Origin of the sequence: Myroides fluvii (assembly GCF_009792295.1) — a bacterium.
GTDB classification, from domain to species: domain Bacteria; phylum Bacteroidota; class Bacteroidia; order Flavobacteriales; family Flavobacteriaceae; genus Flavobacterium; species Flavobacterium fluvii_A.
Map to the genome: position 1 here is coordinate 1,731,891 of NZ_CP039934.1, position 14,286 is coordinate 1,746,176.

The 14,286-nt window shown below is 37.8% G+C and carries 12 protein-coding genes; 5 read left to right on the top strand and 7 right to left on the bottom strand.

Annotated features, from left to right (window positions below; genetic code table 11):
• Positions 1-339 precede the first annotated feature (339 nt).
• Positions 340-2,136: a translation elongation factor 4 gene (lepA, locus tag FBR08_RS07840; RefSeq protein ID WP_158962218.1), complete on the top strand. Its 1,797-nt coding sequence runs from the start codon at positions 340-342 to the stop codon at positions 2,134-2,136.
• Between the two features lie 73 nt (positions 2,137-2,209).
• Positions 2,210-3,028, top strand: a complete 819-nt coding sequence (locus tag FBR08_RS07845) for a hypothetical protein (RefSeq protein WP_158962219.1) — start codon at positions 2,210-2,212, stop codon at positions 3,026-3,028.
• Between the two features lie 56 nt (positions 3,029-3,084).
• Here the strand turns inward: FBR08_RS07845 and FBR08_RS07850 are convergent, their stop codons facing one another.
• From FBR08_RS07850 to FBR08_RS07880, 7 genes are all read right to left on the bottom strand, one after another.
• Positions 3,085-5,820 carry a M16 family metallopeptidase gene (locus tag FBR08_RS07850; protein ID WP_158962220.1) on the bottom strand — a complete coding sequence of 912 codons (2,736 nt, stop codon included), beginning with the start codon at positions 5,818-5,820 and terminating at the stop codon, positions 3,085-3,087.
• Between the two features lie 206 nt (positions 5,821-6,026).
• Positions 6,027-6,344, bottom strand: coding sequence for a thioredoxin (trxA, locus tag FBR08_RS07855; RefSeq protein WP_158962221.1), 318 nt, complete (start codon positions 6,342-6,344; stop codon positions 6,027-6,029).
• Positions 6,345-6,349: 5 nt separating this feature from the next.
• Positions 6,350-7,777, bottom strand: coding sequence for an MBL fold metallo-hydrolase (locus FBR08_RS07860; protein ID WP_158962222.1), 1,428 nt, complete (start codon positions 7,775-7,777; stop codon positions 6,350-6,352).
• Positions 7,778-7,852: 75 nt separating this feature from the next.
• The gene (locus FBR08_RS07865; protein ID WP_158962223.1) at positions 7,853-8,638 is read right to left on the bottom strand and encodes a sulfite exporter TauE/SafE family protein; all 786 of its coding nucleotides are present in this window, start codon (positions 8,636-8,638) and stop codon (positions 7,853-7,855) included.
• The gene (locus FBR08_RS07870) at positions 8,635-9,276 is read right to left on the bottom strand and encodes a Crp/Fnr family transcriptional regulator (RefSeq protein ID WP_158962224.1); all 642 of its coding nucleotides are present in this window, start codon (positions 9,274-9,276) and stop codon (positions 8,635-8,637) included. The genes FBR08_RS07865 and FBR08_RS07870 overlap by 4 nt, the downstream gene beginning before the upstream one ends.
• Before the next feature lie 83 nt (positions 9,277-9,359).
• A complete protein-coding gene (locus tag FBR08_RS07875; RefSeq protein WP_158962225.1) occupies positions 9,360-9,773 on the bottom strand; it encodes a DUF6691 family protein in 414 nt (137 codons plus the stop codon).
• A gap of 10 nt (positions 9,774-9,783) precedes the next feature.
• The gene (locus FBR08_RS07880; RefSeq protein WP_158962226.1) at positions 9,784-10,344 is read right to left on the bottom strand and encodes a YeeE/YedE family protein; all 561 of its coding nucleotides are present in this window, start codon (positions 10,342-10,344) and stop codon (positions 9,784-9,786) included.
• Positions 10,345-10,544: 200 nt separating this feature from the next.
• Between FBR08_RS07880 and FBR08_RS07885 the strand changes: the two genes are divergently transcribed.
• From FBR08_RS07885 to mscL, 3 genes are all read left to right on the top strand, one after another.
• Entirely contained in the window at positions 10,545-10,907 is a 363-nt protein-coding gene (locus FBR08_RS07885) for a DsrE family protein (protein ID WP_158962227.1), read from the top strand.
• A gap of 55 nt (positions 10,908-10,962) precedes the next feature.
• Entirely contained in the window at positions 10,963-13,407 is a 2,445-nt protein-coding gene (locus FBR08_RS07890; RefSeq protein ID WP_158962228.1) for a bifunctional UDP-N-acetylmuramoyl-tripeptide:D-alanyl-D-alanine ligase/alanine racemase, read from the top strand.
• 64 nt (positions 13,408-13,471) lie between these two features.
• Positions 13,472-13,918: a large conductance mechanosensitive channel protein MscL gene (gene mscL, locus FBR08_RS07895; RefSeq protein ID WP_158962229.1), complete on the top strand. Its 447-nt coding sequence runs from the start codon at positions 13,472-13,474 to the stop codon at positions 13,916-13,918.
• The last annotated feature ends 368 nt before the right edge of the window (positions 13,919-14,286 follow it).

Consider the following 14,286-nt stretch of genomic DNA (forward strand, 5'->3'; position numbering starts at 1 on the left):
GTAGCGTAAATTTTGGAACTCTAAATTACGGAAAAACTTTATAGTAAACGAATGAAGTAGGGGGATTATTGTTGGAGGCTAAAGGAGAATTTTGACAAAAGAAGGGAGGGAGTACGACATTGTGGTGAGAAGGTGTAAAAAAACCTGGATAATTTCTCGTGATTAAAAGTGAATATCGCGTCAAAAAATTGAAACTTTAAAGTATATTTGCAAAATATAGGTGTATTGTTTGTAATTGAAATAAAACGAAAGCCTTACAACTTAGATCACGGGGATAAGAAGTCCTATTTCTTCTGACTTTTTTACTTTATTGATCTTATAATAATGGATATAACCAAGATGAAGAACATTAGAAACTTTTGTATTATTGCTCACATTGACCATGGTAAGAGTACGTTAGCAGATCGTTTGTTAGATGCTACACAAACGGTAACTGCACGTGAGCAACAAAATCAGCTTTTGGACAGTATGGATTTGGAGCGTGAAAGAGGGATTACAATTAAATCTCATGCTATTCAAATGGAGTACGAATACAAAGGCGAAAAATATATATTAAACTTAATTGACACACCGGGACACGTAGATTTCTCTTACGAAGTTTCTAGATCTATTGCGGCTTGTGAAGGTGCGTTGTTGATTGTAGATGCTGCTCAAAGTATTCAAGCACAAACGATTTCAAACCTTTATTTAGCGTTAGAGAATGATTTAACGATTATTCCCGTTTTAAATAAAATTGACCTTCCAAGTGCAAACCCTGAAGAAGTAAGCGACGATATTGTAGATCTATTAGGTTGTGATTACGAAGAAATTATTCCTGCTTCTGGTAAAACAGGATTGGGAGTTGAAGAAATATTAGCAGCAATTATCGAAAGAGTTCCTGCACCTAAAGGCAATGTTGAAGAGCCTTTACAAGCGCTTATTTTTGACTCGGTATACAACCCATTTAGAGGGATTGAAGTAATTTTCCGTGTTATCAACGGAAAGATTACAAAGGGTCAGAAAATTAAGTTTATGGCTACAGGTAAAGAGTACTTTGCTGACGAAATTGGTACATTGAAATTAAATCAAGTACCCAAACAAGAAATCTCAAGTGGGGATGTTGGTTATTTAATCTCTGGAATTAAAGAAGCGAAAGAAGTAAAAGTAGGGGATACCCTTACTGATGCAAAGGTGCCGACACAAAACATGATTGAAGGATTCGAAAACGTAAAACCAATGGTATTTGCGGGTATTTACCCGGTTGATACCGAAGATTACGAAGAATTGCGTAACTCTATGGAGAAATTGCAATTGAACGATGCTTCTTTGGTTTTTGCTGCGGAGAGTTCAGCTGCTTTAGGATTCGGTTTCCGTTGTGGATTCTTGGGAATGTTACACATGGAGATTATCCAAGAGCGCTTAGAGCGCGAGTTTAATATGACGGTAATCACAACGGTTCCCAACGTATCTTACTTGGCGTATACGAAGAAAGAACCTGAGACACCAATCGTGGTAAATAACCCTTCTGACTTACCAGAACCTTCAAAATTAGAACGCGTAGAAGAACCGTATATCAAAGCAACTATCATTACAAAAGCGGACTTTGTTGGTCCTGTAATGAGTTTGTGTATTGAGAAACGTGGAATTATCACGAACCAAACGTATTTAACAGAAGATCGTGTAGAGTTGATGTTTGATATGCCTTTGGCAGAAATTGTATTCGATTTTTACGATCGATTAAAAACAGTTTCTAAAGGATATGCTTCGTTTGACTACTCGCCAATTGGAATGCGTACGTCAAACTTAGTAAAAGTAGACGTGATGTTGAATGCAAACGTAGTGGATGCATTATCCGCTTTGATGCACGCAGACAACGCCTATCATATTGGGAAGAAGATGTGTGAGAAATTGAAAGAATTGATCCCACGTCAACAATTTGATATTCCAATTCAGGCTGCAATTGGGGTAAAAGTAATTGCTCGTGAAACAGTAAAAGCTTTGCGTAAAGACGTTACAGCAAAATGTTACGGAGGGGATATTTCTCGTAAACGTAAATTACTAGAAAAACAAAAAGCAGGAAAGAAACGCATGCGTCAAGTAGGAAACGTAGAGATTCCTCAAGAAGCGTTTATGGCTGTATTGAAATTAAATGATTAAGACGAATTACTCGTGATATAAAGAGACTATCTCAATTTGGGATAGTCTTTTTTTTGTCAAAAAATAAATAAAAATGAAAAAAGGAATTCTATTTGTAGCACTGTTAGCACTGTGGGCATGTAAAGAAACACCAACAGCCGAACCGCTGGCTCAACCTGAAGAAGTAGAGCGCGTAGCCTTAGACGAGGTTGCCTTGCCCAATACAATTTCCAATGTAGTTCTTCCAAGAGAAGAGAAAATTGACCTGGAAGTACTTTTGCCGATGTTTTACGATAAAGATTTTTACGGAGACGAAGTCAGCAGAATCAATGCAAATTGGCTGGCTTTATTTGAATCAGAAGGGCAGTTTCACGTGCGCAAAGCCAGATACGAGTTACAGGTAGAAATGAACGAATGTACGGAATCTGAAGTGATCGGAGCTATTTCAACAGAAGAGGAAGACCCGATACTCTTTTTTAGCGGAACAAAAGGCATCCTAAAAGGCAAAAAGGAAGCGCTGACAATAAAACAGCAACCCCTTTGGCCAGAAGCACCGCAAGAATATGTTTTTAAGGGCAACACGTATGGTTTAAGAGCGGAAGGAAAACAATTGGACTCTTATCTCTATACAGATGATTCGGAGCAGGAAAAGACGTTTAAATTGTTTGAAAATTATAAATTGTATTTGCGTATCGATGGAGGGGGTGAACAATTGATTTTAGATATCCCGCAGTTCAATGATACGTTTGTAAAATTATTGTTCGTAGGAGATATAGATAACGATGGAAAATTAGATTTTATTTTTGATACATCAGCAGATTACGAACAAAAGAGAGTGGAAATCTACTTGTCTAAAGGAGCAAAACACAACTTGTACTTAGCAGGAGCAACAACAGTAGATTTTGCTTGTTAAGCGATTAAATAGAAATGAAAAAACCTCTTGCAGCGCAAGAGGTTTTTTTATGCTTGTTATTTTTTAGTAAAATCACCTACGTAAATGGTAGTGAATTTAGAAGGTTGCAAGTATTTTTTAATTGCAGCATTCACTTGTTTTACGGTTAGTTTCTCAATATCAGCATTTAATTTGTCAAAATCACTGAATGGAATGTCGAATGTCAAGTATAAATTGGACAAGGATAGCAAGTAGTTATCATTACCAAGGGCTGTTTGTCTACTGCTCTTCCAACTTACTTTGTTTGCTTTTAGCTCTTCCTCTGTAATTCCGTTGGCAACAAGTTTGGCAAATTCTTCGTTGATTGCTGTTTCGACTTCTCCTTGCTTTGTTGGATTTAAGAAAGCATAAATCATCCAGCTCGACGTGTTGGTATTTGGATTACTAGGAACTGTTAACGATGTACCTGCCCCATAGCTAATCCCCTCTTTTTCACGTAAGCGCTGTGGGATACGAGCGGTCATAAATCCACCACCCATTACTTCATTTGCAAACGTTAAGGCAGGAAAGTCTGGATTTGATTTATTCATCTCAAAGTTTAATTGACCAACAGCGGCTGCGTTTTCTTTATCTGGAGTTTGAATAATTTCTTTTCCTTGTTTCGTTGCAAACGGCTTTGGATAAGCTCTTTCAAATGTTGCTTGGTTGTTCCAATTTCCTAAAACGCCCTCAAGCAATGCTTTAACTTCCTCTTGGTTTTGCATACCTAATACGGTAGCAACTCCGTTATTTGCGCCAAAGAATTTCGCATAAAAGGCCTTGATTTGTTCAATGCTTACAGCCTTAGATCCGTCAATGTCCTCTTGTGCTGAAGATGAATAGTAAATACTTCCCTTTTCTTCATTAGACGTCAACTGTGATATTCTGTTGAAAGCAACCGTTTGAGGATCATTTAAAGTACTCTCTAAATACGTGGTGTGTTCTAATTTTAATTTAGTCAATTCACTTTCAGGAAATACAGGATTCTTCAACACATCGTTTAAAATATCCATTGTTTCTTTAATGGTATTTCGATAAGAAGAAACTGAAATTAAGATGTGTTGGCTTGAGAAACGAATACTAACACTTGATTTTAATTGATCCAATTGATCTTGGATTGCTTGTTTTGATCTTGTTGTTGTACCTGTGGTCAGTAAATCGGCAGTAAAACTTCCAATGTATTGTTTGTGGAGTAAATCTTTTTGGTTTCCAACTGGAATTTGCACGAAAATATTTACTTTTTCTCCTTTTAGATCTTTGTCTATAATACCGTATTTCATGCCATTAGCCAACTGACCTGACGTGTAATTTTGCTCTAAATTGGCAATCGTGGGAGCAAAATCTCTAATATCATGAGAGGTCTCTTTTCCTTTGTAATCCTTCACTAAATTCGCAATATCTGTATTTAAGAATTCGGTTGGTTTTACGCGAACCTCCTCTTTTGTAGGAATGAATAACCCGACAGTGCGGTTGTTGTCTTTGAAGTATTTCTTGGCTACGCGTTTGATATCTTCTAACGTTAAGTTTTCAATATTATCACGGTGCAAGAAAGCCAAGCGATAATCACCAGAACCGATGATTTCCGTTAAGTTAATTGCCGTTCCAATCGTATTGTTTTGCAGGGATTCGATATCCTTAAGCAGGCTTGTCTTTGCGCGGTCTAAATCAGCTTGTGTATACGCAATATCTCCAATTTTGGCTACTTCAGCTTTAATGTCTGCTAAAGTTTTTAGTTGGTCTTTATCATTGGGAACATCAAAATTGAACAACATAAAACTAGCATCTCGTACAGTTGGACTATACGCCCATAAAGAAGATACCTTTTGTGTTTCAACTAAGGCCTGGTGTAAATACCCCGATGGATCATTGTTTAAAATGTGCTCTAAAGCTTCTAAAGCCGCAAAATCCTTATCTGCATAAGAGGCAGTGTGATACAGCATTTGGATGTGTTTACTGTCTCCATTTCGTTTTACTTCAATGTATTTTTCACCATCTTGAGCGGGCTCAACCGTTAAGATTTCATCCAATACACGGGTTGGCTTAGGAATAACCGAGAAATGCTGTTCGATATATTCGATGGCTTTTTTCTCGTCAAATTTTCCAGCTACAACTAACACCGCATTATCAGGTTGGTAATATTTCTCGTAAAAACGTCTCAGTTGAGGTGTTTTTACGCGTTCAATGTCTTCTTTAGATCCAATAGTGCTCAAACCATAGTTATGCCATAAGTAGGCGGTATTGGTTGTTCGCTCCATTAATACACCTGTTGGATCGTTTTCTCCAATCTCAAACTCGTTGCGCACTACAGAAAATTCTTTGTCTAAGTCTTCTTGTAAAATGGTCGCGTTAATCATACGATCCGCTTCCATTTCCAAAGCCCAAGTTAAGTTTTCATCTGTAGAAGGAAATACTTCGTAGTAATTCGTTCTATCGTAATAGGTAGTGCCATTAGCTGCCCCTCCCTTATCCGAGAGCATTTTCTTGATATCCCCTAAGTTTTTCGTGCTTTTGAAAAGCATATGCTCGAGTAAGTGAGCCATTCCTTTTTCTCCAAACCCTTCGTGTTTAGAACCTACTTTGTAGACAATGTTTACCACTAAGTTGTTTTGAGAAGCATCTGGAAGTAATAAAACCTGAAGCCCATTGCTTAGTTTGTATTCTTTAATGTCTTCGACTTGCGTGACAAAAGTAGCTTTGCTTCTTTGTTGTGCGACAGTGAAATTGGTAAAACCAATAGCACTCGCCAGTACAAGGGTGTAAAAAATTCTTTTCATTTAAATTGTTTTATGCTAATTGGTTGGAAATAACTCAAATTCAGTAACAATAAGAGCTTATGGTAGATAAGTCGCCAATTTTTCCTCTTGTTACTGATTAACATAAATTTAGGTTTTGATTGAATCTGGTTAGCATAAAAAAATCCAGCACTTAGCTGAGGCCAAGTGCTGGATTTATTTTTTAGTTATATTTTTTTTTTTCTAGGTTAATACTTGTCTTTAAACCCATTAAAGTGATACAATAAAGTTTGTTTATCTGTATAACCCGATTGTTTCCACAAGAGTTTTCCTTCTCTAAACAACAGTAAGGTAGGAACACCTCTCATGTTGTATTGGGTACTGTATTGTGCTGTTAGCGCTTGATTTTTATCAACGTCAATTTTGATGATGGTAATGTCATCCTTCAAAATTGCCTTTACTTCTTCCAAAACAGGGGCTTGCATCTGACAAGGTCCACACCATGTAGCGAAAAAGTCGACCAATACAAATTGATCTGATTGAATTAACGCTTCAAATTTTGTCATGATTCTTATTTTAAATTAGAGGAACAAGTAGAGGTACAGCTATTATCTTCTAAGGCAATTCCCGTATTTTTAATCGCGCCAAATCCACCAATTACATCAATCATGTTGTGGTATCCTCTTGCTTTCAAGATAGAGGTAGCAATCAATGAACGATATCCACCTGCACAGTGAATATAGAAATTTCCTGTTAAAGGGAATTCAGCCAAGTGATCATTCAAGAAATCCAAAGGCGTGTGGTTTAGATTTTTGTATTGAATGTGTGAAGCATCGTATTCTCCTGGTTTTCTCACGTCAAAAATGGCGATATCTCCTGCGTTCATTGCAGTTTCTAATTCACTTGCCGTTACTTGTTGTACGGTGTCATATTCTTTTCCAGCGCTTTTCCAAGCGGTGAAACCACCCGCTAAATAACCGAGGGAGTTGTCATAACCTACTCTGGATAGGCGGATGATACACTCTTGTTCACGACCTTCAGGGGCGATAATTAAAATCGCTTGTTTGATATCGGTGATTAAGGCACCTACCCAGGGAGCAAATTGCCCATCTAATCCAATAAAAATAGATCCAGGGATATGTCCAGCTGCAAAATCTGCTGCTGATCGAACATCGAGAAGCAAAGCACCAGATTCTTCCGCTAAAACCTCAAAATCATTCGGAGTTAACGCTTGATTGTTTTGAATGATGTGCTCCACATTTTCGTATCCTTCTTTATTTAATTTTACATTTAAAGGGAAATACGCAGGAGGAGGTAATAAACCATCCGTTACTTCTTTTACAAACTCTGCTTCTGTCATATCTGCGCGTAAAGCGTAGTTGTTTTGCTTTTGGTCTCCTAAGGTTCCTACTGTTTCCTTGCTTAAGTTTTTACCACAAGCCGATCCTGCTCCATGTGCTGGATAAACAATTAAATCATCCGCCAACGGCATGATTTTATCGCGTAAACTGTGGTATAAAGTTGCTGCTAATTGCTCTTGCGTTAAGCTAGCTGCCTTTTGGGCCAAATCAGGACGACCTACGTCTCCTAAGAATAGGGTGTCGCCAGTGAAAATAGCGTGATCTTTGCCGTTTTCATCCTTTAACAAGTAGGTTGTACTTTCCATAGTGTGTCCAGGTGTATGCAAGGCAGTAATGGTAATGTCTCCCAATTGAAATACCTCGCCATCCTGTGCAATATGCGCCTGGAATGTCGGATTTGCATTCGGACCATATACAATTGGAGCGCCTGTTTTTTCTGCTAAGGTAACGTGTCCACTAACGAAATCTGCGTGAAAGTGCGTTTCGAAAATGTATGTAATGGTCGCCTGATCTTTCGTTGCTTTGTCTACATATTGTTGTACTTCGCGTAAAGGGTCAATAATAGCAACTTCGCCATTACTTTCTATATAGTAAGCACCTTGTGCTAAACATCCAGTATAAATTTGTTCTATCTTCATAAGTCGTGTTTATTTTTAAATGATATAGTAAAAGTAAGAAGATGTTTTGAATTGCGCTGTAACCTAAGTTACAAACTAGAAAAACACTTCTTTGCTAAATATGTACAGGGCCATCAGGAAGACAAAATAGCCGAATCCTTTTTTTAAGTTGTTGTCTGGGATATAGCGCGTAAGGAATATCCCTATAAATAAGCCAATAATTGAAATACTACTAAACGTTAATAGTAAGTTCCAGTCAATCAATGGGTTGTTGATGTCGCCTAAAAAACCGACAAGAGATTGGATAGCAACGATAAACAAAGACGTCCCCACAGCTTCTTTCATGCTACTGTTGGCAAATAGGACTAGTGCAGGGATAATTAAAAATCCACCACCAGCACCTACGGTTCCTGCCACAATCCCAATCAGAATTCCTTGAAGAATTAATTTACCTTGTTGCGGTTGTGTAGGGGGAGAAGTGATTGCCTTGGGGCGAATCATTTTCATGGAAGAAGCAAACATCACCAAGGCAAAGAGCACCATAAGGAGAACGTTCTTCGAAAGAGTCATCGTTCCGAATACAAAAGTGTCCGGAACTAAAGGTAATACAAATGCACGCATCGCATAAACAGCAAGTAAGGATGGAATACCAAAGAGGAAGGCCTGTTTGTAATTTACTTTGCGGTTTATGGCATTTTGTACTCCCCCTACTAAGGCGGTAGATCCTACAATAAATAGAGAATAAGCGGTTGCTAAAAAAGGTTCTATTTTTAAAATGTACACCAAAATGGGCACGGTTAAAATGGAGCCTCCACTGCCAATTAAGCCAAGGGAAATGCCCACGAATAGGGCCAGAGCATAACCGACAATTTCTATGTTCATGAGTAATTGTTTTTGAGTAATTCGATGTATTTTCTGTTCAAGCGAATAATCCCTTGATTCTCTAACGTCTTTAAAATACGAGAGATGACCACTCTCGAAGTATTTAATTCATCCGCTAGTTCTTGGTGTGTATTCTGAATGAATTTACTGTTGTAAATTTTAGCTTTATCTTGTAGCAGTTTGCACAAACGCTCTTCCATATTCATGAAAGCCAAGCTGTCAATAGCCGAAAGCATTTCGTTCATTCTGTTGTTGTAGCTGTTCAAAACAAAGTTGCGCCAGCTTTTATAGCGAACCAGCCAATCATCCATTTTGCTTACGGGAACTAAGATTACACTGCCATCTTTTTCTGCAATAGAGCGCACTTGACTCTTGGTTTCTCCCAAACAACAAGTTAAGGTCATCGCGCAAGTGTCTCCTTCTTCAATATAGTACAAGACAATTTCTCCTTCTTTCTGATCTTCGCGGATAATTTTGATCGCACCCGATAATAATAAGGGGATTTTTTTGATGTATTCCCCAATTTCCATCAGGCGTTCTCCTTCTGTAAAGTCTTTAATCGTAGAGACTTCAATGATCTCGTCTAACAATTTTTCTTCAAAAAGACTGTGATATTTCTCTCTAATACTATGTCCCATAATAACTCCTTCCGTTGTTTGGATTTAAAGATAGTATAAATGGTGTAGGTATCAAAAATAGAAGAAGATCTGCGTCTAATTTTTTAATGGGGCAGCCATTTTTTTACCAGGCCATAAAACCAAGTGCCCAATAAAGCGCCTATAATCGCAAGAATAATGGGATAAAAACCCGCACCTAATAAAGCAAACATGGGGCCAGGACAAGCACCGCCCAGCGCCCAACCTAATCCGAAGAAAATTCCGCCAATTAAATAGCGAGGTACACTCTTTTCTTTAGGGGTAAACACGATGGGATTGCCCGAAAAGTCGTTGCTTTTTTTCCTTTTGATGATTTGGGTTGCAAGAACCGCTAAGGTGAGTGCTGTTCCCATAATTCCATACATATGAAAACTGTCAAATTGAAACATTTCGTAAATTCTAAACCAAGAAGAAGCTCCTGATTTAAACATGCCAATACCAAATAAGATACCGACAAATAAATAGGCTATTTTTTTCATTGTTCAGGTATTAAAATAGAAGTGGAAAAATAAGGTGTACCATAATGAGTCCACCGATGAAGAACCCCACCACTGCGATGAGTGAGGGAAGTTGGAAGTTGCTCAAACCAGTAATCGCATGCCCAGAGGTACATCCTCCTGCATATCTCGATCCAAACCCAACAAAAAAACCAGCAACTAAAAGCAAAAGAATGGTTTTGATCGAAGAAAAAGCCTCTTCACCAAAGAGTTCGGTTGGCACATACGCTTTTCCAGCACTTTCAAATCCCAATTCACTCAGTTTTTGAATGGTATTTTCTCCTAAGGGAATGGCTGCGGCATCTACACTTAGAAAGTAATAAGCAATCCACCCACCGAGTATAGTTCCCACTAAGAAGAGCAAATTCCACGTTTGGGCTTTCCAATTGAAACAGAAAAAATCACACGTTTTTCCTGCCCCCATCATGGAACACATCGTTCTTAAGTTGGAAGAAAAACCAAAAGTTTTTCCCATGAATAGCAGTAAAACTAAGGTTGTAGCGATAAAAATTCCGCCAACATACCAAGGCCAAGGTTCGTAAATCCAATGCATAATTGTTCTATTTCGATTCGTATGGGACAAAATTGAGGATTATTTTAAGTATACACAGTAACTTTTGATACAGTAAGGCATTTTTAAATAGGAAATGGAAAGAAAAGGTGTAAAAAACAAGAGAAAATACCGCATAATGAAAAAGGATTTAGTAGCTTTATAATTAATCAACAAAAAACAAAAATTAAACGAGTACAATTATGAATACAGGAAAGAAACATAGCGTTGTTTTTCAAATGAATACAGAAAATATCAATGAACAGAACGCTTTAATGACCTATGTAACGAATGTGACGAATCATTGGGGAGAGGATGTTGAAATCCATGTGATTGTGCATGGTCCAGCAATTGGAATGGTGAGCAAAACCAAGACGATGGTGGGAGATGCCTTGAAGCAAGCCATGCAAAAAGGCGTTCAATTTTTTGCCTGTGAAAATACCATTCGCGTGCGTCAAATAGACAAAGCAGATATTTTCGAACATGTGGGTTATGTGCCTTCAGGACTCATTGCAATTATTGAAAAACAAGAGGAGGGTTGGGCGTATATTAAATGCAATTTATAGCGGTCAGAACAACCACTCTGTTTACCTTTGCGTTCAAATAAATAAAGACAAATTAATGAATATTGATACTGCAAATTTCTGTGCTTATCTGCAGGCTGAGGTTGTTGGAGATAAGATAGAAGAGCGCTTTGAGATTCATCGCGTTTCTGTGGATAGCAGATCGCTTTTGAATGATCGTACAACCTTGTTTTTCGCCTTAGTTGGGCAAAATCACGATGGACATACCTATATCGAAGAATTGATTCGGTCGGGAATTACCTATTTTGTGGTGTCAGATCAAACAAAAATAATACAGCAGGCTGGTGTAACGTATTTTGTCGTGCAAGATACGTTACAAGCCCTGCAACAAGCGGCCACTTGGCACCGTCAAAAATTTGATATTCCCGTAGTAGGAATAACAGGGAGTAGAGGAAAAACGGTTGTCAAAGAATGGTTGAATTTCCTGTTGAGCAATGAATACTCGATTATAAAAAGTCCGAAGAGTTATAACTCACAAACAGGCGTCCCTTTGTCTGTGTTTGGAATGGCGGAACAACATACTATCGGTTTGTTTGAGGTTGGCATATCCACGGTGAGTGAGATGAAAAATTTACAACCGATTGTTCAACCAACTTTAGGGATTATCACTTCCCTTACAAACGAACATCAAGATGGATTTACAAGTGAAGAACAAAAGATGCAAGAGAAGATGCAGTTGTTCACGCATACACCGACGCTTATTGGAGAAAAAGACGATCGAATTGTGGCGGTTTTATCCCCACAAACCACGTATATTAGTTGGAGTTTAATTGACACTGAAACAGACCTATACGGTCAACTTGAGGGGGATAAACTATGTTTACTATATAATAAGGTAGAAACCTTTACTGTTGAACTTCCTTTTACCGATGAATTTTCGGTTCGCAATTGCATGACGTGTATCTTGACGATGCTCGTGATGGACTATGCAATTGAAACCATACAAGAGCGCATTAACAAGTTATATGCAGTGGAATTGCGCCTGCAGGTGAAAACAGGAATCAACAATTGTTCGATTATCGATGATGCCTATAGCTCCGATTTTCAATCGTTGAGTATTGCTTTAGATTTCTTAGAGAAGCACCGTAGCAATGCCAATAAAACGGTCGTTCTATCCGATGTATTTCACAGTGGATTAGAACCCCATGAATTGTATCAACAAGTCAATCATTTATTGAAGAGCTATCAGATTGGAAAAGTAATTTGCATTGGGGAAGAAATTAGTCAGTATGGAACAGATTCAGCCGTAATGCGTTTCTTTTCTTCCACGGACGAGTTTTTACAAAAAGTCGCTATGGATGAATTTACAGATGAAACCATTTTGATCAAAGGAGCTCGTGGATTTCGATTTGACAAAATTGTCAGCTTGTTGGAAGAGAAAACCCATGAAACCGTATTGGAGATTAACCTCACCGCCATTCGACATAATCTAAACTTCTATCGTTCTAAATTAAAACCAGAAACCAAGACCATGGTGATGGTAAAGGCCTTTGGTTATGGACATGGAAGCGTAGAAATTGCCCAATTGTTGGAGCACGAAAAAGTAAGTTATTTGGGCGTTGCTTTTGCTGATGAAGGTATTGCGTTGCGCAAGGCCGGAATCAAAACGAATATTATGGTCATGAATCCTGAGATTAGTGCTTTTTCTGCGATGCTAGCGTATGATTTAGAACCCGAGATTTATTCGATTCGCGAATTGAAAGCCTTCCTTCAAGTGGTGCGTGAAAAAAATGCCTATCAGTACCCGATACATATTAAGGTAGAAACAGGAATGCATCGTCATGGATTTTTAACCCATGAGTTGGATGAACTCCTTGCTATTTTAAAACACACCAATAGCGTAGAAGTAAAATCTATTTTCTCTCATCTCTCATCGAGTGACATGGAAGTATATCAAGATTTTACTTTGGGGCAAATGGAATTGTTTGAGAAGAATAGTACTTATATTAAGGAGCAATTACAAATTCAACCGATTAGGCATATTTTAAATACATCGGGTATTTATAAGTATGCCGCCTATCAAATGGATATGGTGCGTTTGGGAATTGGGTTGTACGGCATAGGCAATGACAAGGAAGAGATGAAGCAATTGCGCAATGTGGGAACGTTAAAAACGCGCATCATGCAAGTGAAAGAAATTGAGGCTGCGGAGAGTGTTGGCTATGGGCGTCGTTTTCGCGCAGCGCGCCCCACGAAGGTTGCCACGGTTCCAATTGGTTATGCAGATGGGATTCACCGCGTATGGGGAAGTAATGGAGGCTATGTTTTAGTACAAAATAAAAAAGCACCTATAACGGGATCTATCTGTATGGATATGCTAATGGTGGATGTAACTGCAATTGAATGTAAGGAAGGGGATGAGGTGATTATTTTTGGAGAAGATCTGCCTACGACAGTTATTGCAGATGCCATTCATACGATTCCATACGAGATTATAACAAGTGTGTCTCAAAGAGTTAAAAGAATTTTCTTTGAAGAGTAAAAAAAAGTTTTTTTTTAGAATAAATTAAGTATTTTTGTTAAAAGCAATCAATAAAAATTTAACTATGGGGTTTTTAAAAGAATTTAAAGAATTTGCTGTAAAAGGCAATGTAATGGACCTAGCAGTAGGGGTTATCATTGGGGGAGCATTTGGTAAAATCGTTACAAGTATTGTGAATGATGTTATTATGCCTGTAGTTTCTGCAATTATTGGAACACCTGATTTTACGAATATGTATTTGGTGTTAAAAGGAGAAGCTCCTGATGGAGCACCTCTAGCAGCAGCAAGAGGAATTGACGGTAACGTTGTTTTCGCTTACGGTAGTTTTATTACAGAAGTAATTAACTTTACGTTGTTAGCGTTGTGTGTATTCCTTTTGGTAAAAGGAATTAATCAATTGAGAAAGAAAGAAGCTGCGGCTGTAGAACCAGAACCAGCTGGACCACCAGCACCAACGCAAGAAGATTTATTAGCAGAAATCAGAGATTTACTAAAAAATCAAGGGAAATAAGAAAACATCTAAGAGATAGAAAAGAAAAAAGATCGACTTTTAAAGTCGATCTTTTTTTTTTGAAGAAGAATGTGTTAAATTATTTTTTAAGAAAATTAGCATCTAATGGCTTTTCGTGTTATTGTTGTTAATATTAGTTTTAAAAATAGTATTTGTTTTGAATTATAAGGTTTTATTAACGCTAGGTCTTTATGTATTAAGTAATGTTTTAAGACTTTGTTTTTAGCTTCAGTATGATGTATATTGGCAGTATTGAACGGGGGTAAATGTGTTTTTGTTTAAGTTGTTGCTAAACAATAGAATACGTTTTTTAACTTTTTCAGGTTGTAAAAAAATAACATAAAATTAGCATATGTCGATTTTTTGTT

Coding starts and splice junctions, on each gene's coding strand:
- lepA (WP_158962218.1), top strand. CDS start 340: ATGAAGAACATTAGAAACTTTTGTATTATTGCTCACATTGACCATGGT.
- FBR08_RS07845 (WP_158962219.1), top strand. CDS start 2,210: ATGAAAAAAGGAATTCTATTTGTAGCACTGTTAGCACTGTGGGCATGT.
- FBR08_RS07850 (WP_158962220.1), bottom strand. CDS start 5,820: ATGAAAAGAATTTTTTACACCCTTGTACTGGCGAGTGCTATTGGTTTT.
- trxA (WP_158962221.1), bottom strand. CDS start 6,344: ATGACAAAATTTGAAGCGTTAATTCAATCAGATCAATTTGTATTGGTC.
- FBR08_RS07860 (WP_158962222.1), bottom strand. CDS start 7,777: ATGAAGATAGAACAAATTTATACTGGATGTTTAGCACAAGGTGCTTAC.
- FBR08_RS07865 (WP_158962223.1), bottom strand. CDS start 8,638: ATGAACATAGAAATTGTCGGTTATGCTCTGGCCCTATTCGTGGGCATT.
- FBR08_RS07870 (WP_158962224.1), bottom strand. CDS start 9,276: ATGGGACATAGTATTAGAGAGAAATATCACAGTCTTTTTGAAGAAAAA.
- FBR08_RS07875 (WP_158962225.1), bottom strand. CDS start 9,773: ATGAAAAAAATAGCCTATTTATTTGTCGGTATCTTATTTGGTATTGGC.
- FBR08_RS07880 (WP_158962226.1), bottom strand. CDS start 10,344: ATGCATTGGATTTACGAACCTTGGCCTTGGTATGTTGGCGGAATTTTT.
- FBR08_RS07885 (WP_158962227.1), top strand. CDS start 10,545: ATGAATACAGGAAAGAAACATAGCGTTGTTTTTCAAATGAATACAGAA.
- FBR08_RS07890 (WP_158962228.1), top strand. CDS start 10,963: ATGAATATTGATACTGCAAATTTCTGTGCTTATCTGCAGGCTGAGGTT.
- mscL (WP_158962229.1), top strand. CDS start 13,472: ATGGGGTTTTTAAAAGAATTTAAAGAATTTGCTGTAAAAGGCAATGTA.